The sequence below is a fragment of the Shewanella basaltis genome, assembly GCF_023283885.1.
GTDB classification, from domain to species: domain Bacteria; phylum Pseudomonadota; class Gammaproteobacteria; order Enterobacterales; family Shewanellaceae; genus Shewanella; species Shewanella basaltis.
The window spans coordinates 70,615-92,324 of record NZ_JAKILA010000020.1 but is presented as its reverse complement, the minus strand read 5'-3'; the positions used below and the strand labels follow the sequence as shown (position 1 = coordinate 92,324).

Sequence of the window (21,710 nt, the reverse complement as noted above, 5' to 3'; positions counted from 1 at the left end):
GAGTCTAGTAATATTATTTGTGTCATCCTTAACACAAATACCTACTGGTTAATAATCGACGATTCGACTATGCAACAGTAATTTTTTGTTCAACGTATTCAAGCACACGCTTTAATACGTCTTCAATGCCTATGCCGCTTGTATCAATAACAAGTGCATCTTCAGCAGGAACTAGTGGCGATGAAGCGCGATTAATATCACGGTCGTCTCGTTCAATAATTTCAGCTAAAAGGCGGTCGATTTTAACATCGAAGCCCTTGTCCTGCAACTGATTATAGCGTCTTTGGGCCCGTTCTTCCGCTGAGGCGGTTAAAAATATTTTTACCGGTGCTTTTGAAAAAACCACAGTCCCCATATCTCGGCCATCGGCCACTAGACCAGGGGCGACACTAAAGGCTCGTTGACGACGCAATAATGCTTCACGAACGCGTGGTAATGCGGCCACTTTTGAGGCGGCATTAGAGCATTCTTGAGTGCGAATGGTGGTGGTCACATCCTCGCCCTCTAAAATAACTTTAATGGCGTCATTGTCGTTACCGGTTAAAAACTGTACGTCTAAATGCGCGGCTAATAAGGTTAAGGCTTCTTCGTTTTCAAGTTCTACATCATGATGAATAGCCGCTAACGCTAATACACGATAAATTGCACCGCTGTCTAATAAATGCCAACCTAAATGTTGTGCCAATAATTGACAGATTGTCCCTTTCCCTGCACCACTAGGGCCATCAACTGTGATCACTGGAGATCGGTCTGACATAATTTCCTCCGAAAATAATCTATCGTCCCTGAAAAGATAAAGGGTCATCAAAATAAGCGCGCGCATTGTATAACAAAACAATCTTAAATACTGATGAATTTTTGGATATTAGAATCAAGATCGCCCTTTTACATGTAAGTTAATGTAAAAGGGCGAGTCAATCAGCTGGTATGACGTTTATTTTGCTAAGCGGGCAAATTGACTAAAGTAGTCTGGAAACGTTTTTGATGTACAGTCTGGATCGTTAATGGTAATACCGCATTCAGCAAACGCCATCATTGAAAAACACATCGCCATGCGATGATCGTTGTAAGTATCAATCGCTGCAGTATGTAAGGTTTCTGGTGGAGTTATGGTGATATAATCATGACCTTCTTCGACTGTCGCACCGACTTTACGTAACTCAGTTGCCATGGCCGCTAAACGATCGGTTTCTTTAATCCGCCAGTTATAAATATTGGTCAGTTTGGTGGTGCCTTTAGCAAACAGCGCTGCGGTAGCGATTGTCATTGCCGCATCTGGAATGTGGTTCATGTCCATTTCGATGGCTGTTAACGGCGATTTACGAGCAATAATGTAATCGTCGCCCCACTCTATTTGAGCGCCCATTTGCGCTAATGCATCGGCAAACTTCACATCACCTTGAATGCTTAAACGGCCAACACCAGTCACTTTTACTTCACCGCCTTGAATCGCACCAGCAGCTAAAAAGTACGAAGCAGATGACGCATCACCTTCTACTAAAACCTTACCGGGTGATACATATTGTTGTCCGGATTTAATTTCAAAACGCTGATATTGATGGTTAATCACTTCAACACCAAACTGTTTCATTAGCGCGATAGTAATATCGATATAAGGCTTAGACACCAACTCACCTTTAATTTTAATGTTTACACTGTCTTTAGTGAGCGGCGCAACCATTAAAAGCGCAGTTAAAAACTGACTTGATAAATCTCCGGCAATGTCGACATCGCCACCATTAAGACCCGTCGCATTAATGGTTAACGGTGGAAAACCATCATTTTTAAGATAAGTCACATCGGCCCCTAATTGACGCAATGCATCAACTAAGTCGCCAATAGGACGCTCTTCCATACGAGGTTCGCCGGTTAAGGTAAACTCACCCTCACCTAAGGTGAGCGCGGCACATAATGGACGCATTGCAGTACCGGCGTTGCCTAAAAATAAGCTTTGTGCATCTGCTGATACTAATGGTCCGCCATTGCCCTCCACTACACACACGGTTTTATCATCATTTAAACTATATTGAATGCCTAATTGCTTCAATGACGCCAGCATGTAACGAATGTCGTCTGAGTCGAGTAAGTTGGTGAGTGTAGTTGTGCCTTTGGCAAGAGTGGCTAACAATAATGCACGATTGGAAATACTCTTAGAACCGGGAATATTAATTTCGCCATTTATGCATGTAATTGGGTCAAGACGCAGTTGCTTCATTCGCTTTCTTCTTTTGCTACAGATTAGGTTAAAGTTAATCTTAGTGGTAAACATCACTCAGTTATTGCCAAACAGCGTAAATCAAGTGGCATAAATTCATTACGGTTAACATCTTAAGTTTGAACGTATTTTATAATGAGTTGATATACTAAAAAGTCACTCAAATCAAACATAACATCGTGTTGATATGGCAACTAAAGCCAACCATTTATCAGGTTTTGCTTCAATCAAACATCAAAAATTGTAATGGAGGAGCATTACAGCAGATATTTTGTCAACATGACAGTATTTTTTGCCCGTTCAATTAACTTTCCAATTGAAATAATCTCAATTAGCGATTAATTAACTTAACTGATAATAATGGCTTTAACTCTGTGTTTAAAGCGCGTTATGCTTAGTGTAAATAGTAAATATAAGGCGCTATCCATGTTTAATACCCTTAAAGCACTCCCCGCTGACCCTATTTTGGGTCTTTTGACACAATATCGCGAAGACAGCCACCCTAATAAAGTCGATTTAGGCGTTGGAGTTTATAAAGATCCTGCAGGGCACACGCCAATATTAGACTGTGTTAAAGCCGCTGAAAAAATTCGTTTAGACACCGAAACGACCAAGGTCTATATTGGCCCAACGGGTTCGGCTCCCTTCAATCAGTTAATGACAGAACTTGCCTTTGGTGCCAGCCACAGTGCACTGATTGCTAACCGAGTACGTACAGTGTCAACCCCTGGCGGAACCGGTGCACTGCGTGTCGCCGCTGACTTTATAAAACGTTGTAATCCTAATGCGGTATTGTGGGTCAGTGACCCAACCTGGGCCAATCATACCGGTTTATTTGAAGCGGCAGGTATCACTGTTAAAACCTACCCATATTACGATTACGACACTAAAAGCCTCAAGTTTGAGCAAATGATGGCAACCTTAAACACCATAGGTAAAGACGATGTGGTGTTATTGCATGCATGTTGTCATAACCCAAGTGGTATGGACTTAACGATCGAGCAATGGGACGAAGTGGTTAAGGTTACGGTTAAACAAGGATTTACACCGTTAATCGACATGGCTTACCAGGGCTTTGGTGATGGTGTTGATGAAGACGCCTACGGTGTGCGCCAAATGGCTGCGGCAGTTGAAAGCATGATTTTATGTAGTTCGTGCTCTAAAAACTTTGGTCTTTACCGTGAACGCATCGGTGCTTGCACCATTGTGGCAAAAGACAGCGCCACGGCAGATATCGCGCAGTCAGTGCTGTTGTATGTGATCCGTTGTATTTACTCTATGCCGCCAGCGCATGGCGCAGCTATCGTCGAAACGATTTTAGGCAACCATGCCCTTAAACAACAATGGTTAGACGAGCTTAAAGTGATGCGTGACCGTATTAACGGCAACCGTGAAATGCTGGTTAATCAGCTCATTGCCAATGGTGTTGACCGCGACTTTAGCTTTATTGCACGTCAAAAAGGCATGTTCTCATTTTTAGGGGTCAACCCTGAACAAGTTGCAACGTTGAAACAGCAATACAGCGTGTACATGGTCGGTTCAAGCCGCATTAGCATTGCGGGTATTAGCGAAGCAAACGTTGATTATTTGGCAAAATCAATCGCTGCAGTCATCAAATAGCGTCAGGTTGCACTGACTCAAATAATAAAAGCCGACTCTTTGAAAGTCGGCTTTATTTTGTCTGATGATACATGACCTAAAGCTTTACACAAAAACCAATCAGGATAACTAATTGATATTGATTTTTTGTGCGGATGCATAATACCTACCCGCGTTAGAATACGCGCTTTTAGCGAAAGTAATCAGTGAGGTAGTCGTGGCAGCCTTTGAGGGCGCGCTAAGTCATAGCCCACTAACTAAAAAGGACTGGTATAAAGGCGCATTTGCGCGCAAAACGGTGCAAAAAATAACAAAAAAGATCCGCAAGGGATCTTTTTTGATTTAGCACCGCCATCGAGGCGTGATGAATGGCAACAGCCAGCCGCTAAGCGTGTTGAGCGGCAAACTGCTCCATAAAGTTGACCAATTTTTGGACACCTTCAATAGGCATGGCATTGTAGATACTGGCACGCATACCACCAACAATACGATGACCTTTTAGCGCAACTAAACCGGCCTGCTCTGCTTGTTTTAAAAATTCAGCATCTAGGCTTTCATCAACTAATTGGAACGTCACGTTCATCCGCGAGCGATTTTGTGGTGCAACCCCATTTTTATAAAATGGATTCGCGTCTATACAGCTATAGAGTAATGCTGCCTTTTGTTGATTGACTTCAGCCATGGCACTTACGCCACCATTAGCGGCTAACCAGGCAAACACTTCTGATGCGAGATACCAGGCAAAGGTTGGCGGTGTATTAAACATTGAGCCATGCTCAACCGCAACGCGATAATCCATCACTGACGACTGTGCTAATGTTGGTAATTTCAGCATGTCGTCGCGCACAATCACTATCGACAAACCTGATGGGCCAATGTTTTTTTGCGCACCCGCATAAATAAGCCCGTATTTACTGACATCAATTTCATGAGACATAATGGTTGATGACAGATCGGCCACCACCGGCCATGGGCTGTCTAATTCTTCAAAAATCTCAATACCGTCTACCGTTTCATTAGAGCAGTAATGCACATAACGGTAGTCTTTATCGATAGCATGAAGATCAGGTAAGTTAACTTGGTTTAATCCGTTAACTTTTTCAACGATATCAAGGCTGTCGATTTGACTTTCACCTACAAGTTTAATGGCTTCACTTACCGCTGCTGAAGACCATTGCCCACTCACGAGGTAAAGTGCTCGGCCGTTATCACCTAAAAAGTTATTCACCACATTGGAGAATTGAGCGCGACCGCCACCATGCATAAAAAGCACATGGTAGTTTTTAGGGATATTCATTAATTGGCGTAAGGTGATTTCAGCTTGCTCAGTTAACGCTATAAATTCTTTACTACGGTGGCTGATTTCCATCACGGAAACGCCAAGACCATTCCAATCAATTAATTCCTGTTGTGCTTTTTGCATCACAGCTTGAGGTAACATGGCAGGACCCGCACAGAAATTATAAATCGCGCTCACAGACAACTCCTTGACTCAGTTTGTATTCATACCAATCACATTAACGCTCTGATCTACTCAGATAATTCATACCATTGATATCATCATAATATGGCCGTTAATACTAAGGTCTTTATTTGCCGTTGAATAGGGCTTTATTTGCCTATTTTGATGAATAATTTTCCGCAAAATAAAACGAGCGCCATTAGGCGCTCGTTTTTAAGGTGTACAGGTTACGATGAGGTTAGTCTTGCTCGTCGTCTTGAACATCTTCTTGTACATCTGTATCAAGCTCTTCACCAACAGATTCAACATCTGTTGCTTCAGCGTCAGTTGCAGGTGCAATCACATTGCCTTCTTCATCTAACAGCTCTTCAGTTTGAATTTCTTCAATACGCTGTAGACCGACCACTTTTTCATCGTCCGCAGTACGGATAATGGTCACACCCTGGGTGTTACGACCAATAATTGAAACCCCGTCAGCAGGTGTACGAACCAATGTGCCTTTGTCGCTAATGAGCATGATTTCGTCAAACTCACCCACTTGTACAGCACCGACAACGGCACCATTACGCTCACTCACTTTAATAGACACAACACCTTTGGTGCCGCGGCTCTTCGCTGGGTATTCGCTTAATTCAGTACGCTTACCGTAACCATTTTCGGTTACAGTTAAGATTGCGCCGTCACCTTTAGGCACAATCAACGACACTACTTTTTGGCCTTCTTCAAGCTTAATACCACGCACACCAGTTGCTGTACGGCCCATTGGACGAAGGGCAATCACTTCTTCACCGGTTTCGGCATCAATTTTTACTTCGCCCGTTTCGCTGTCTTTGGCTTTTTCGTTAAAGCGAACCACTTTACCTTCGTTAGAGAACAACATGATGTCGTTACTACCGTCAGTAATGTCCACACCAATTAATTGGTCACCATCTTTTAGGTTCACAGCAATAATGCCGTTGGCGCGTGGGTTGCTGTATGCAGTAAGTGCGGTTTTCTTCACTGTACCGTCTGCGGTAGCCATAATAATAAATTTATCATCAGCGTATTCACGTACTGGTAAAATAGCAGTAATACGCTCGCCATCAGATAATGGCAATAAGTTCACAATTGGGCGACCACGAGATGCGCGGCTCGCTAATGGTAATTGATACACTTTTAACCAGTACATCTTACCAAAGTCAGAGAAACACAAAATAGTGTCGTGGGTATTGGCAACCAATAGTTTTTCAACGAAATCTTCATCTTTTACTTTGGTTGCTGCTTTGCCTTTACCGCCACGACGCTGAGCTTGGTAGTCAGACAATGGCTGATACTTGGCGTAACCTAAATGCGACAAGGTCACAACAACGTCTTCTTCATTGATTAAGTCTTCAAGACTCATGTCAATTTCGTTAGCGTTAATCACAGTACGACGGGCATCACCATATTGCTCTAGAATTTCTTCTAGTTCTTCTTTGATGACTTCCATTAAGCGTTCTGGGCTACGAAGAATTAATAATAAGCCAGCAATTAAGACTAATAGTTCTTCGTATTCAGCTAAAATCTTGTCGTGCTCTAAACCGGTTAAACGGTGTAGGCGTAACTCAAGAATCGCTTGTGCTTGTTGCTCGGTTAAATAGTACTTGCCGTCGCGGATCCCAAACTCTGGCTCTAACCATTCTGGGCGCGCAGCATCATCGCCTGCTTTTTCAAGCATGCCTTGCACATGGCCTAAATCCCACCCTTGCTCCACTAACTTCACTTTCGCTTCAGCTGGTGTTGGCGATGCTTTAATTAAGGCGATGATTGGGTCGATGTTAGCCAGAGCAATCGCTAATGCTTCAAGAATATGGGCACGTTCACGGGCTTTACGCAGCTCAAATACAGTACGACGTGTCACCACTTCACGGCGGTGAAGAATAAAGCACTCAAGCATTTCTTTAAGGTTAAACAATTTAGGCTGACCATTGGTCAATGCCACCATGTTAATACCAAAAGAACACTGCATTTGTGTTTGGGCATATAAATTGTTAAGAACAACCTCACCCACTTCACCGCGCTTGATTTCAATTACGATACGCATACCGTCTTTGTCAGACTCGTCGCGTAAACCGCTAATGCCTTCAATCTTTTTGTCTTTAACTAACTCAGCAATTTTTTCAATCAGCTTAGCTTTGTTAACTTGATAAGGAATTTCATGAACAATAATACGCTCGCGGCCATTTTCTTCTGTTTCGACTTCGGCTTTAGAACGCATTACCGCACGGCCACGACCCGTTTTATAGGCATCAATAATGCCTTTACGACCGTTAATTGACGCCGCAGTTGGGAAATCTGGCCCTGGAATATATTCCATTAATTGTTCAATCGACAAACTTGGGTCGGCAATTAATGCCAAACAACCTTGAACAACTTCACTTAAATTGTGTGGCGGAATATTGGTCGCCATACCCACAGCAATACCCGATGAACCGTTAATTAACAGGTTAGGTACACGTGTGGGTAATACCGCAGGAATAAATTCGGTGCCGTCATAGTTAGGCACAAAATCAACGGTTTCTTTTTCAAGGTCGGCAAGTAGCGAGTGCGCCAACTTTTGCATACGGATTTCGGTGTAACGCATTGCCGCTGCTGAGTCACCGTCAACTGAACCGAAGTTTCCTTGTCCGTCAACAAGTGTATAACGTAGCGAGAAAGGCTGCGCCATGCGTACTATTGTATCGTATACCGCGGTATCACCATGCGGATGATATTTACCGATAACGTCACCAACCACACGAGCGGATTTTTTATATGGTTTGTTCCAATCGTTTTTTAATTCACTCATGGCGAACAGTACGCGACGGTGAACTGGTTTTAAACCGTCACGGACGTCAGGTAATGCACGACCTACGATTACACTCATGGCGTAATCAAGGTAAGAATTCTTAAGTTCGTCTTCGATATTAATTGGCGAAATAGATGATGCCAGATCAGTCATAAACTGCGCGTTCCCCTAAAATTAGCTGACAATAAAACTTCCATATTATTATCTAGCTTAAAAACGTGATTTGGCATTCTAACACAGATATTTATTGTCGCCAGAGCAAACACCAGCCAAATCGACTCTAGTGTATAAAAATTATAAAAAAGTGAATATTTTCAGTTAATTTGCTATCAATTTTAACCAACATAATGCAAATTTAAATGCGTGTAACACTCAAACCGCTGAGGGTTTACCCATGTTAAGTTGTAAAAATCGCCAGCGCAGGCGTTAAGTGATGATTTAATAAACAGCACGAGGACGCAAAAGCATAATGCTGACTACTATTCGTAAAGGTTATCGTTATAATAACCGCCATACATCACTACACAGTTAGGTTAATTTATGTCAAACGCTGAACACTCAACAGCCAATGTTGATCCACAAGAGATCGCAAAATTTGAAGCCATGGCCCAAACCTGGTGGGATCTTAATGGCGAGTTCAAGCCATTGCATTTACTTAATCCACTGCGATTAAATTATATCGACCAAACCGCTGGCGGGATTTTTGGTAAAAAAGTGTTAGATGTGGGCTGTGGTGGCGGGATTTTATCTGAAAGCATGGCTCGTATCGGTGCTCATGTTGATGGTATCGACATGGGTACTGATCCACTAGAAATCGCCAAACTTCATGCATTAGACGCGGGGGTGACGGTTAATTATCTTAAAACAACCGCAGAAGATCATCGCAGCAACCACACTGAATACTATGACGTCGTCACCTGTATGGAAATGCTTGAGCATGTTCCAGACCCACAGTCTGTCATTCAAGCATGTTGCGATATGGTTAAACCAAACGGTTTTGTGTTTTTCTCAACCATAAACCGCAATATGATGTCTTATATACAAACCATTATTGGTGCAGAGTACTTACTGAAAATGTTGCCTATTGGCACGCACGATCACAGTAAATTTATTCGTCCGTCTGAGTTAATGGCCTTAGTAGATAATACCGACTTATTATGTAAAGACGCATTAGGCATTACCTACAATCCACTCTCTGGTGTGTTTAAATACACTAAAAATGTAGATGTTAACTACATGATTGCCACGCAAAAAGTCGATTAACACTGTCATCGTGCCGATAAAGTCGTCTTTATCGGCCACATCCTCTTGTGACACCTGACACTCACTCAACATAATCACTCAACGCTTTTATAAGGAATAAATAAGTGCATAAACATGATGTTAAAGGCGTTTTATTTGACCTTGATGGCACATTAGCAGACACAGCACCTGATTTAGTTCATGCACTTAATCTCAGCTTAAACGATTCAGGCTTTAGTGCCCAACCACTTGATAAAATGCGCCATGCCGCGTCGCACGGAAGCTTATTTTTAGTTAAAACAGCCATTCCAGAAGCAGATGAAACCACACAAATGAGCGTACAACAGGGGTTGTTACGCCACTATGTTCAGGTGAATGGCACTTACAGTCGTTTATTTGATGGGTTAGCAGAGTTACTCACATTGCTCGATCAACAAAGTATTCCTTATGGGGTTGTCACTAACAAACCTGCACGCTTTGCACGACCATTAGTCGACAAGTTGGGTTTAACTGCCAACCTTAAAGCGATGATCAGCGGAGACAGCACGCGCTTCGCGAAACCGCATACTGCACCTATGTTGTTAGCCGCACAACAAATTGCCACGCCGCCTGAACACATTTTGTACTTAGGCGATGCAGAACGCGATCTCGTTGCCGCCAATAATGCTAATATGCTGGGTGCCGTAGCATTGTGGGGCTATTTATCTGCTACAGATAAGCCTGACTTATGGCCGTCAAAACGCCAATTTGAACATGGCGCCTCATTGACACAGTTTTTTAGCCAATAATACCTATGTACATTATTAATAGATAATCGCTCATTGACTCAATGCACATTGGTATGACGCATGTATCATTAACCAATAAACTTTGCCGCGAGCGTTATCCGTGGTTGATTATCCATTTTTTGCTGCTCATTCTGCTGCACATCAAAAGCAATAAAAGATCAATCTAAAAATGGCCATAAAATTTTGATCGCTGCTTATTTTATCGATCAAATTTTTCTAATCTATCGGATAAAAAATCATCAACCGTCAAAAACACTATATAAATTTGGGCTCTAGGGTTAGTCGTTACTAACCCTGCTCTTTATCCTCAACTTATCCACAAGAAGTTAATGAAATTGTGGCTTGCAAATCAGCTCAAACCTCACTATCTTGTATCTCAGTTTATAAATAACACCATATCTTGTGTGTGGGTAACAATCTAAACACTACGCTGCACTTGCAGTAAAAACGTAGCTGCTTACTGAACGTACTGTAGATGTACATCGGCGTAAGTGCATTCAGGATGATTGTTTTAACATGGAACTGTTTTGTGATTTGTTCTGATCGAATAAAGTAACACAGCATCCTGAACATGATCACATGACCGGATATAAAACCAAGGCCTCTCTTCAATGAATAGCAATATGACAGTCACTAAACGCAGTGGCGAACGTGAAACTATCGATTTAGATAAAATTCACCGCGTGATCACTTGGGCAGCCAAGGGATTAAAAAACGTCTCGGTATCTGAAGTTGAACTTCGATCTCATCTGCAGTTTTTTGACGGCATTCCAACTGAAGCCATTCATGAAACCATTATTAAAGCAGCTGCTGACTTAATCTCGCCAGACTCACCTGATTATCAGTTTTTAGCAGCACGTTTAGCGGTATTCCACTTACGTAAAAAAGCCTTTGGTCAATTTGAACCACCTAAACTATACGATCACGTGACACGCTTAGTGGAAATGGGCAAATATGATATGCATATTTTGGCCGATTACACCCGTGAAGAAATTGAAACCTTAGACAGCTATATCGACCACTGGCGCGATATGAACTTCTCTTATGCTGCGGTTAAGCAATTAGAAGGTAAGTATTTAGTGCAAAACCGTGTCACACATGAAGTGTATGAAAGCGCACAGTTTTTATATATTTTAGTGGCCGCGTGTTTGTTTGCTCGTTATCCAAAAGACACTCGTTTGGATTACATCAAGCGTTTTTATGATGCGACGTCATTATTTAAAATTTCATTACCGACACCGATTATGTCTGGTGTACGTACGCCAACGCGCCAGTTCAGCTCATGTGTATTAATTGAATGTGATGACAGCCTAGATTCAATCAACGCCACGGCATCTTCTATCGTTAAATATGTCAGTCAACGTGCCGGCATTGGTATTAACGCTGGTCGTATCCGCGCGTTAGGAAGCCCTATCCGTGGCGGCGAAGCATTCCACACAGGTTGTTTACCTTTTTATAAGTATTTTCAAACTGCGGTTAAATCATGTTCTCAAGGCGGTGTGCGCGGTGGTGCTGCTACCCTATTCTACCCGTTATGGCATTTAGAAGTTGAGTCACTACTTGTCCTTAAAAACAACCGTGGTGTTGAAGATAACCGTGTACGTCATCTTGACTATGGTGTGCAATTAAACAAATTAATGTACCAACGCTTAATTAAAGGCGAATACATCAGTTTGTTTAGTCCATCGGACGTGCCAGGTCTTTACGATGCATTTTTTGAAGATCAAGCAGAATTTGAACGTTTATACCTACAGTATGAGCAAGACAGCAACGTCCGTAAAAAACAAATTAAAGCCGTTGAACTGTTTTCATTAATGATGCAAGAGCGTGCTTCAACTGGCCGTATCTATATTCAGAACGTGGATCACTGCAATACACATAGTCCGTTCGATTCTAAAGTAGCTCCTATTAAGCAATCTAACTTGTGTTTAGAAATTGCTCTGCCTACCAAGCCACTCACTAACATCGACGATCCAAACGGCGAAATTGCATTGTGTACGCTGTCAGCATTAAACCTAGGTGCTATTCAGGATTTATCAGAACTTGAACCTTTAGCCGATCTTGCTGTGCGTGCCCTTGATAACTTACTTGATTATCAAGATTACCCAATCAAGTCAGCAAAACTTGGTTCAATGAACCGTCGCACCTTAGGTATTGGTGTGATTAACTTTGCTAACTACCTTGCTAAAAATGGCAAAAAATATTCAGACGGCTCAGCCAACAACTTGACCCATAAAACCTTTGAAGCAATTCAGTTCTACTTACTGAAAGCCTCAATGAACTTAGCAAAAGAACAAGGTGCCTGTCCGCTATTTAACGAGACTACTTATTCGCAAGGTATCTTACCTATCGATACCTACAAGCGTGATCTCGATAAGATTTGTGACGAGCCATTACACATGGATTGGGAAACCCTACGTAGCGACATTAAACAGTACGGTTTACGTAACTCAACCTTGTCAGCATTAATGCCGTCAGAAACCTCATCGCAAATTTCTAATGCGACTAATGGTATCGAGCCTCCACGCGGCTTAATCAGTGTTAAGGCAAGTAAAGACGGGCAATTAAAGCAAGTCGTACCAGACTTTGACCTATTAAAAGACAAGTACGAATTATTATGGAACATGCCAAACAATGATGGTTATATCCAACTTGTGGGCATTATGCAGAAGTTCGTTGACCAAGCGATTTCAGCTAACACTAACTACGACCCAAGCCGTTTTGAAGGCGGACGTGTACCTATGCAAACCTTACTTAAAGATTTGTTAAGTGTGTACAAGTTAGGGGTTAAAACCTTGTATTACCATAACACTCGTGATGGCGCGAAAGATCAGTTTGACGATTTGGTTGCCGTAGAGGAAGAAGATGATGGTTGTGCAGGCGGTGCGTGCAAAATCTAATTATCTAATGTAATTATTGAGCGGGGACTTCCCCGCTTTTTGAAATGCGTTTTCAGGACACTTAAATAATGGCTTACTCAACATTTTGTCAAACACCTAACGACTCTACTAAAGAACCGATGTTTTTTGGTCAATCCGTTAACGTAGCTCGCTACGATCAACAGAAATATGAAGTCTTTGAAAAACTAATTGAAAAACAATTATCGTTTTTCTGGCGTCCTGAAGAAGTTGACGTAAGCCGTGACAAAATCGATTTCGGGGGATTACCTGAACACGAAAAGCACATTTTTATTTCAAACCTTAAATATCAAACCTTGCTTGACTCTATTCAGGGCCGTTCGCCAAATGTGGCATTTTTGCCATTGGTATCGCTGCCGGAATTAGAAACCTGGATTGAAACTTGGTCGTTTTCAGAAACCATTCATTCACGTTCATACACCCACATTATCCGTAATATTGTGAATAACCCCTCTGTGGTGTTTGACGATATTGTGGAAAATGAGCACATTTTAAAACGCGCCGGTGACATTGCACGTTATTACGATGACTTAATCAAGCTAACACAAGTGTATAACTTGCATGGTTCAGGGACTCACGTGATTAATGGTGAAACAATTACCGTTAATTTACGCATACTTAAAAAGTCTCTGTACTTGTGCATGATGTCTGTAAACGCACTGGAAGCCATTCGCTTTTATGTGAGCTTTGCCTGTTCATTTGCTTTTGCAGAGCGCCGTTTAATGGAAGGTAATGCCAAAATCATCCGCTTAATCGCACGTGATGAAGCCTTACACCTTAACAGCACGCAGCACATACTGAGCTTAATGCAAGGCGGTAAAGACGACCCAGAAATGGCCGAAATTGCCATTGAGTGCCAGCAAGAAGCCTACGATTTGTTTGTTAAAGCCGCTGAGCAAGAAAAAGAATGGGCTAAGTATTTGTTTAAAGACGGCTCAATGATCGGCTTAAATGAGCAAATTTTATGTCAATATGTTGAGTTTATTACTAACCAACGCATGAAATCGGTGCACTTACCGCAACCGTACGAAGAGTCTTCAAACCCACTACCGTGGATGAAGAACTGGTTAGAAAGCGATGCAGTGCAAGTTGCCCCGCAAGAAGTTGAAGTGTCTTCATACCTTGTTGGACAAATTGATTCTTCTGTCGATGGCGATGAGTTTTTAGACTTTGACTTATAGAAATTTTTTTAAAAAAGCCCCAATCGTAAGCTTGAAAGGTCAGCCGGTGATTTTGTTTGACGGCAAACATTCAAGCTTACTAGAAGCGCTTGAGTCGAAAAAGGTCAAGGTATTTTCAGAGTGCCGTAATGGTTTTTGCGGCGCGTGTAAAACCACGGTGATTTCTGGCGAAGTGAGTTATCTCACTACGCCATTAGCTGAGCTCAAAGCAAACGAGTGTTTACCCTGCTGTTGTGTACCAGAGTCAGATCTCAACCTGAAGTTATCCACTAAAGGAGTTGAGGTTGTAGTAAAACGTCAATACAGCAATAATCCTACTGCGACACCCGCGCTGACTAAACTGGCCCACGAAGGTTAAACAAATCAAAATGTGCGACTTATTTTGTGCAGCATGTGGGTAAATAGCTAGCACCACGGTAATGATAACCACTTAAATAATATTCAGTTAAATAGCAATCACTTAAAAATAAATTGTTACCAAGATAACAGCATCACCCACATTAGATTACATTAGGGTTTTCGCTAGGGTATTGTGGATCCCATTGACTTCCATTAACGCTGCACTGCCATACCAAGGTACTAATTCCATTATCAAACTGCCTGCTTTAATCGCTGGATCGGTTGCAGTTAATTGTTTAGCCTGTTCAAGGGTTTCTACATCAAAAATATAAATTCCGCGTAAATCACCATCTCCCAAAAATGGACCTGCTAATACCAATTTACCCTCTTCGGCTAAACGTCCAATATTGGCCATGTGTAGCCGTTGCAGTTCATCCGCCTCAGCTTTTGGACGATCACGATTTGGACCACGTTTAAGAAATGCCATTACATAGCGTTTCATGCCGTATTCATCTGCCCCGTTTTTTGTCGCACGAGCTTGATCAAACAATGGGTTGACCTGTGTTTTGGCCTGTAACGGCGATGACATTATCGCGCTTATCATCAATAAACGGACTAACATACGAGAATGAGTTTTCATCGGTATTCCTTTTGTGTACTAAAAAGACGATTATGTACCAACATGCTCTTATCTTACCCGAAACCCATGCAAACTGCTGCTCTGACAACCACAAGGTGAGCCAATACACACTCCTGATGTTTTTTAGACAGCAATTGTATAAAAAAAATACCGCTTACCGAATCAACACAAAAATAGTCTGCCAAAATATATCATCCTTGACATAACTCATGTATAACGGGCGCTATGAAAACCCCAATACGTTTACAACCTCTGGTTGACGATGGCCTTATTGACGAAGTCATAAGCCAATTGATGAGCGGCAAAGAAGCCACGGTCTATATGATCCGCTGTGGTGATGCGATCCGCTGTGCCAAAGTTTATAAAGAAGCGACTAAACGCAGCTTCAAAAAAGCAGCACAATACCAAGAGGGACGTAAAACCAAAAATAGCCGTCGTGGTCGTGCGATGGAAAAAGGCTCGAAATACGGTCGCGAAGAACAAGAGAAAGCCTGGCAACATGCCGAGGTGGATGCATTGTATCAATGCGCTGCAGCAAAGATACGCGTACCTGTGCCTTACGGTTGTTTTGACGGTGTATTATTGATGGAGTTGATCACCGATGCCAATGGCGATGTGGCTCCACGTTTAAACGACGTAAACTTAACCCATGCACAAGCCATGTCACAACATCACACTATGATGGGCTACATAGTACGTATGCTATGTGCCGGTATTGTGCACGGTGATTTATCTGAGTTTAATGTATTAGTAGATAGTCATGGTCCGGTTATCATCGACCTTCCACAAGCCGTCGATGCTTCGGCTAACAACAATGCCAGAGCCATGTTGTATCGCGATGTAAATAACATGACCGAATACTACGGCCAATTTGCTCCAGAGCTGTTGCAAACAAAGTATGCCAAAGAAATGTGGTCACTGTATGAGCAAGGAAAATTAGAAGCAGATACGGTATTAACCGGCATGTTTGATGAAGATACCAATACGGCAGATGTGGCATCTGTACTTGATGAGATAAACGCCGCATACCAAGAGGCGCAATTTAAACAACAACGTCAGCATGCAATTGATAATGACCACTATGATGACTAATTGATTGTGAAAGTGAACCTATGGTCCTGTGCCGCTTAACTCTGCTTAGCATACCTGTGCAGATTAACATCGCTTGACGCCACGGCGCTGATGTTAACCCAATAATAGCCATTAACACAAAAATGCGAACATGCTGATAACATTGCGCGTGAGTAAATGATCGATTCGCGAGAATTTAAAAGAACTTAAACAAGGCGAATGACTCAATGAATAGCGATTCTCTTTCGAAGTCATGCAACGCAGTGTAAGCCCTTTTAACACTTGCCACAAAGGAATGCACCAGCCGCTTGGGCTCTGTGTTCTCGCTATTTGAGAGGGAACAACCATTACTACATAGCGACGCCTTAATCAAAAAACGCTGGACGCATTCTGAGCGGTCACCTTGTAATGCGCAATAGTATTACTGGTTAATTAAAACCTTGTAAAAAATGTTGCAGGTAAAACAGCTCGCTGCACCTCCAGCCTTATTCTAAGCGCTTTTTCCTACGCACTTTCTGATCATTATTTTTCCTGATTGAAGCCAGCAAATAGCTGGCTTATTCGTTTATTCTGAGGCGCTATTCTGGTTTAACTAAGCTGAAATGTTCGTAAGCCCGCTGTGTTGCAATACGCCCTCTTGGTGTGCGTTGAATAAAACCTTGTTGGATCAAAAATGGCTCGAGCACATCTTCAATGGTTTCTCTGTCTTCACCAATTGCAGCAGCCAGATTGTCTAACCCAACAGGCCCGCCCATGAACTTGTCGATAATCGCTAACAATAATTTGCGGTCCAAATAATCAAAACCTTGCATGTCAACATCGAGTAAATCAAGGGCATACTGAGCCACTTTTTGTGTGACCACGCCATCGTGTTTAACCTCAGCATAGTCGCGCACACGTCGTAACAGTCTGTTGGCGATTCGAGGTGTGCCACGGGAACGGGTAGCAATTTCAATTGCGCCTTGCTCGTCAATGTCTAAGTTCATCACGTTAGCTGAGCGAGTCACAATTGTGGTGAGATCTTTTACGTTATAAAACTCTAAACGCAAAGGTATACCAAATCGTGCGCGCAATGGAGAAGTCAACGCGCCTGCTCGGGTTGTGGCTCCGACGAGAGTAAACGGCGGCAAATCGAGCTTGATTGAACGCGCAGCCGGCCCTTCTCCAATCATGATATCGAGTTGATAATCTTCCATTGCCGGATACAAAATTTCTTCAACAACTGGGCTTAAACGATGGATTTCATCAATAAACAATACATCGCCTTGTTCAAGATTGGTCAACAGCGCGGCTAAATCACCTGCTTTTTCAAGCACAGGGCCAGATGTAGACTTAATATTCACGCCCATTTCATTAGCCACAATCATTGCTAGAGTGGTTTTACCTAACCCTGGAGGGCCAAAGATAAGCATATGATCTAATGCTTCACCTCGATTTATCGCCGCTTGAATAAACACTTTAAGCTGAGCTCGAGTATCGTCCTGCCCGGTATATTCATCCAACATTTTAGGTCGCATAGCGCGATCAATTTGTTCATCTTGACCTTGAACTTGGGGTTGGATCAGGCGATCAGCTTCAATCATTATGTGGATACCCTAGTGTATGAATTCATCGTGTTATAACATCGACTTTAATGCCGCTTTAATTAGCGTTTCTGAGCTCATGCCGTCGGTGTATGCTGCTGAAACTGCTTTACTTGCCTGTGCTGGTTTATAACCAAGTGACAATAACGCTGATATGGCATCTTCTTCTGCACTCTCGACAACGGGAGCTGGTTTATAATGACTTTGCAGCATAAATTCGCGCTCTGATCCCACAGAAGCTTCAAGTAAACTTTTAAGTTTATCGCGCATCTCAATGACTAAACGCTCCGCCGTTTTTTTACCTACGCCAGGAAGTTTAATTAGCGTGACAATGTCATCACGCTCAACACAGGTGACAAATTCTGAAGCGGTCATTCCAGATAAAATCGTCAAGGCTAATTTAGGGCCAACGCCATTGGTTTTAATTAATAAGCGAAACAGTGCACGCTCTTGTTTAGTAATAAAACCATAGAGTAATTGCGCATCTTCACGCACAACAAAATGGGTGAACAACATGACTTGCTGATTAAGATCAGGCAAGTCATAAAAACTGGTCATTGGGACTTGTAACTCATACCCCACTCCATTAACGTCAATCATGATTTCAGGTGCTTGTTTTTCAACTAATATTCCACTTAGACGACCAATCATTTGTATCTTCCATACGTTCTGCTAATGGCCTTACCGCCCATGGCAACAAGACTCTGATAAGTGTGAAAATGACAAACCGCAACACCTAATGCATCTGCGGCATCCGCTTGCGGCGCAGCGGGTAACTTTAGCAGCTGTTTAATCATGTGCTGAACTTGGGTTTTCTGCGCGCGGCCAGTACCGACTACGGCACTTTTAATCTGGGTAGCACTGTATTCAGCAACAGGTAAGTTAGCACAAGTTGCAGCAACAATCGCAGCACCACGAGCTTGGCCTAACTTGAGCGCAGAGTCAGCATTTTTAGCCATAAATACCCGCTCGATGGCAAACTCATTGGGCTGATATTGAGTGATGATTTCAGTTAAACCGGCATAGATCTGTTGTAAACGTTGGGGTAAATCATCTGACGATGTTCGAATGCAACCACTGCCCAAATAAATTTGCGTCCTACCTTGGCATTGAATAACACCATAGCCAGTAATGCGTGAGCCAGGGTCAACGCCTAATATAATCATAAATTGTCTAATGCTTCCATGACTTCATCTGAAATCTCAGCGTTATGATATACCTCTTGTACATCATCGTGATCTTCTAAGGTATCAATTAATCGTAAAAATTTTTCAGCAGTTTCAACATCTAACTCTGCTTTTGTCGACGCCACCATAGTCACTTCAGCGTTCACACAATTAAGTGTGCCTTTATCTAACGCATCTTTCACTTTACCAAAGGATTCAGGGCTGGTGAACACATCCATCGAGCCATCATCATGGGTAATGACATCGTCTGCGCCGGCTTCGAGTGCAAGCTCCATTAATGTGTCTTCATTTGTGTTATGGTCGTAGGAAATAATGCCCGATTTACTGAACAAATACGCCACTGAGCCATCTGTGCCTAAATTGCCACCAGACTTGTTAAAAGCATTGCGCACGCCTGATACAGTGCGATTACGATTATCGGTCATCGTTTCAACCATCACAGCGGTGCCGCCGGGGCCATAACCTTCATAAATAATGGTTTCAAGTTGTTGTCCATCGACCTCGCCAGCACCCCGTTTAATTGCACGCTCAACGGTGTCACGTGTCATATTATTTGAAAGTGATTTATCAATTGCTGCACGAAGCCTTGGGTTTGCATCGGGATCAGACCCACCTTCTCGGGCGGCTACGGTCAGCTCCCGAATGAATTTAGTAAATAGTTTACCACGTTTGGCATCTTGCGCGGCTTTGCGGTGTTTAATATTGGCCCATTTACTGTGTCCTGCCACATTAAGCTCCTGTTAATCCATTACTTGTAAAAACATACCGAGGCAGCAGCCTCGGTATATGTTGCTCTTTTAGAGCGATGGATACTGAACAATGACCATTATTCTTCAGCTTTTGGCTTTTCGATTACAGCAATCCCGAGCTCAGTTAATTGAACAGGGTTTGCAAAACCAGGTGCATTGGTTAATGGACATGCTGCGGTAGTGGTTTTAGGGAATGCCATAACATCACGAATCGACGTGGCGCCTGTCATCAACATAATGATGCGGTCTAGGCCAAAGGCTAAACCTGCATGAGGCGGGGTACCATAGCGTAGCGCTTCAAGTAAGAAACCAAATTTTTCTTTTGCTTCTTCAGCGTCGATGCCTAGTAGAGTAAATACCGTGCTTTGCATCTCAGCGTTATGAATACGAACAGAACCACCACCTAACTCACAACCATTTAATACCATGTCATAGGCATCAGAAATCGCTGCCGTAGGATTAGCCGCAAGCTGTGCAGGAGTAATCCCGCGCGGAGCGGTAAATGGGTGATGAACAGCGTGTAATCCACCGTTAATTTTTTCAAACATAGGGAAGTCAACCACCCAAAGTGGACGCCATTCACCTTGTAACAAATCAAAGTCTTCACCCGCTTTTAAACGCAGGGCACCCATGGCTTCAGCAACAATGTTTGACTTGTCTGCGCCAAATAAAATAATGTCGCCAGTTTGTGCACTTGTACGGCTAATGATGTCATTAACGATTGATTCTGATAAGAATTTAAGCACAGGAGACTGGATGCCTTCCATTCCGGCGGCCAAATCGTTTATCTTCATCCAAGCTAAACCTTTAGCACCATAAATACCGGCATACTTGGTGTAGTCATCAATTTGTTTACGTGATAGTGATGCACCAGTAGGAATACGAAGCGCAGCAACACGGCCTTCTGGATCGTTAGCAGGGCCGTTAAATACCGCAAATTCAACGTCTTTAACGAGGTCTGCAACGTCAACAAGCTCTAGCGGGTTACGTAAATCGGGTTTGTCTGAACCGTAACGTTTCATGGCTTCTGCGTAGGTCATACGCGGAAAATCACCTAAATCGACATTTAATAAATCCTGAAACAAACCGCGCATCATCTGCTCAGTTTTTTCCATCACTTGCTCAGAAGTCATAAATGAGGTTTCGATATCGATTTGAGTAAATTCTGGCTGACGATCAGCGCGTAAATCCTCATCACGGAAACATTTCACAATTTGATAATAGCGGTCAAAACCAGACATCATCAACAATTGCTTAAATAACTGCGGTGATTGCGGCAATGCAAAAAATTGCCCTTTATAAGTACGACTTGGTACTAAATAATCACGAGCACCCTCTGGGGTTGCTTTGGTTAAAATAGGGGTTTCGATGTCTAGAAAACCGTTGCTGTCGAGAAAGCGGCGTACCGCACTGGTCACTTTAGCGCGAAAAATTAAGCGCTCTGCCATTTCTGGACGACGTAAATCTAAGTAACGGTACTTAAGACGTTGTTCTTCGCTATTGTTTTGATGATTGTCCATGCTCAAGGGTAACGGAGCAGACGCATTAATGATGGTTAATTGCTTACCGAGAATTTCAATTTCACCGGTTTTCATTTGTGCGTTAACTTGGCTGTCCGGACGTGCGCGAACAATCCCTTTTACTTGTACACAAAATTCACTGCGTAATGTGCTTGCAACGTCAAAGACTGCTTTTAAGTCTGGATCATAAACAACCTGAACAAGCCCTTCTCTGTCGCGTAAGTCTAAAAAAACAACTCCGCCTAAATCACGGCTACGGTTGACCCAACCAACTAAAGTAACTTCTTGACCAAGATGAGACTTATTAATGTCTCCACAATAATGACTGCGCATTGAACTCTATCCTTTATCCACAAAGCGGTATTTTTGGAAATCGAAAACGATAAAACGGCATTATATACCGTGACTCA

The 21,710-nt window shown here is 42.7% G+C and carries 17 protein-coding genes; 7 read left to right on the top strand and 10 right to left on the bottom strand.

Annotated elements, in window-relative coordinates; translation table 11 throughout:
• Positions 1-67: 67 nt before the first annotated feature.
• A complete protein-coding gene (gene cmk, locus L2703_RS14470; protein ID WP_248971786.1) occupies positions 68-757 on the bottom strand; it encodes a (d)CMP kinase in 690 nt (229 codons plus the stop codon).
• 177 nt (positions 758-934) lie between these two features.
• On the bottom strand, positions 935-2,215 hold the full coding sequence (aroA, locus tag L2703_RS14465) for a 3-phosphoshikimate 1-carboxyvinyltransferase (protein WP_248971785.1): 1,281 nt from the start codon (positions 2,213-2,215) through the stop codon (positions 935-937).
• A gap of 426 nt (positions 2,216-2,641) precedes the next feature.
• Between aroA and L2703_RS14460 the strand changes: the two genes are divergently transcribed.
• Positions 2,642-3,835 (top strand): amino acid aminotransferase, encoded by a 1,194-nt coding sequence (locus L2703_RS14460; protein ID WP_248971784.1) that lies wholly within the window; start codon positions 2,642-2,644, stop codon positions 3,833-3,835.
• Positions 3,836-4,199: 364 nt separating this feature from the next.
• Here L2703_RS14460 and serC read toward each other — a convergent pair whose 3' ends face one another.
• Both serC and gyrA read right to left on the bottom strand, forming a co-directional pair.
• Positions 4,200-5,291 (bottom strand): 3-phosphoserine/phosphohydroxythreonine transaminase, encoded by a 1,092-nt coding sequence (gene serC / locus L2703_RS14455; protein ID WP_248971783.1) that lies wholly within the window; start codon positions 5,289-5,291, stop codon positions 4,200-4,202.
• A 223-nt stretch (positions 5,292-5,514) separates the two neighbouring features.
• Positions 5,515-8,235 carry a DNA gyrase subunit A gene (gyrA, locus tag L2703_RS14450; protein WP_248971782.1) on the bottom strand — a complete coding sequence of 907 codons (2,721 nt, stop codon included), beginning with the start codon at positions 8,233-8,235 and terminating at the stop codon, positions 5,515-5,517.
• A 387-nt stretch (positions 8,236-8,622) separates the two neighbouring features.
• Between gyrA and ubiG the strand changes: the two genes are divergently transcribed.
• From ubiG to yfaE, 5 genes are all read left to right on the top strand, one after another.
• On the top strand, positions 8,623-9,345 hold the full coding sequence (ubiG, locus tag L2703_RS14445) for a bifunctional 2-polyprenyl-6-hydroxyphenol methylase/3-demethylubiquinol 3-O-methyltransferase UbiG (RefSeq protein ID WP_248971781.1): 723 nt from the start codon (positions 8,623-8,625) through the stop codon (positions 9,343-9,345).
• 104 nt (positions 9,346-9,449) lie between these two features.
• Positions 9,450-10,112, top strand: coding sequence for an HAD family hydrolase (locus tag L2703_RS14440; protein WP_248971780.1), 663 nt, complete (start codon positions 9,450-9,452; stop codon positions 10,110-10,112).
• Positions 10,113-10,723: 611 nt separating this feature from the next.
• Positions 10,724-13,012: a class 1a ribonucleoside-diphosphate reductase subunit alpha gene (nrdA, locus tag L2703_RS14435; protein ID WP_248971779.1), complete on the top strand. Its 2,289-nt coding sequence runs from the start codon at positions 10,724-10,726 to the stop codon at positions 13,010-13,012.
• Between the two features lie 68 nt (positions 13,013-13,080).
• The gene (nrdB, locus tag L2703_RS14430; protein ID WP_248971778.1) at positions 13,081-14,211 is read left to right on the top strand and encodes a class Ia ribonucleoside-diphosphate reductase subunit beta; all 1,131 of its coding nucleotides are present in this window, start codon (positions 13,081-13,083) and stop codon (positions 14,209-14,211) included.
• Positions 14,201-14,569 (top strand): class I ribonucleotide reductase maintenance protein YfaE, encoded by a 369-nt coding sequence (yfaE, locus tag L2703_RS14425; RefSeq protein WP_248971777.1) that lies wholly within the window; start codon positions 14,201-14,203, stop codon positions 14,567-14,569. The genes nrdB and yfaE overlap by 11 nt, the downstream gene beginning before the upstream one ends.
• 147 nt (positions 14,570-14,716) lie before the next feature.
• Here yfaE and L2703_RS14420 read toward each other — a convergent pair whose 3' ends face one another.
• Positions 14,717-15,190, bottom strand: coding sequence for a YciI family protein (locus tag L2703_RS14420; RefSeq protein ID WP_248971776.1), 474 nt, complete (start codon positions 15,188-15,190; stop codon positions 14,717-14,719).
• A 225-nt stretch (positions 15,191-15,415) separates the two neighbouring features.
• Here L2703_RS14420 and L2703_RS14415 point away from each other — a divergent pair, with 225 nt between their 5' ends.
• Positions 15,416-16,282, top strand: a complete 867-nt coding sequence (locus tag L2703_RS14415; RefSeq protein WP_248971775.1) for a PA4780 family RIO1-like protein kinase — start codon at positions 15,416-15,418, stop codon at positions 16,280-16,282.
• A gap of 557 nt (positions 16,283-16,839) precedes the next feature.
• On the opposite strand, the gene ruvB is transcribed toward L2703_RS14415, so the two are convergent.
• The 5 genes from ruvB to aspS all read right to left on the bottom strand — a co-directional run bounded on the left by ruvB (position 16,840) and on the right by aspS (position 21,633).
• Entirely contained in the window at positions 16,840-17,844 is a 1,005-nt protein-coding gene (gene ruvB / locus L2703_RS14410; RefSeq protein WP_248971774.1) for a Holliday junction branch migration DNA helicase RuvB, read from the bottom strand.
• 33 nt (positions 17,845-17,877) lie between these two features.
• A complete protein-coding gene (gene ruvA, locus L2703_RS14405; protein ID WP_248971773.1) occupies positions 17,878-18,495 on the bottom strand; it encodes a Holliday junction branch migration protein RuvA in 618 nt (205 codons plus the stop codon).
• On the bottom strand, positions 18,492-19,010 hold the full coding sequence (ruvC, locus tag L2703_RS14400) for a crossover junction endodeoxyribonuclease RuvC (protein ID WP_248971772.1): 519 nt from the start codon (positions 19,008-19,010) through the stop codon (positions 18,492-18,494). Before ruvC ends, ruvA begins: the two co-directional genes overlap by 4 nt.
• Positions 19,007-19,759, bottom strand: coding sequence for a YebC/PmpR family DNA-binding transcriptional regulator (locus tag L2703_RS14395; RefSeq protein ID WP_248971771.1), 753 nt, complete (start codon positions 19,757-19,759; stop codon positions 19,007-19,009). Before L2703_RS14395 ends, ruvC begins: the two co-directional genes overlap by 4 nt.
• A 98-nt stretch (positions 19,760-19,857) precedes the next feature.
• The gene (gene aspS, locus L2703_RS14390) at positions 19,858-21,633 is read right to left on the bottom strand and encodes an aspartate--tRNA ligase (RefSeq protein ID WP_248971770.1); all 1,776 of its coding nucleotides are present in this window, start codon (positions 21,631-21,633) and stop codon (positions 19,858-19,860) included.
• Between the last annotated feature and the right edge of the window lie 77 nt (positions 21,634-21,710).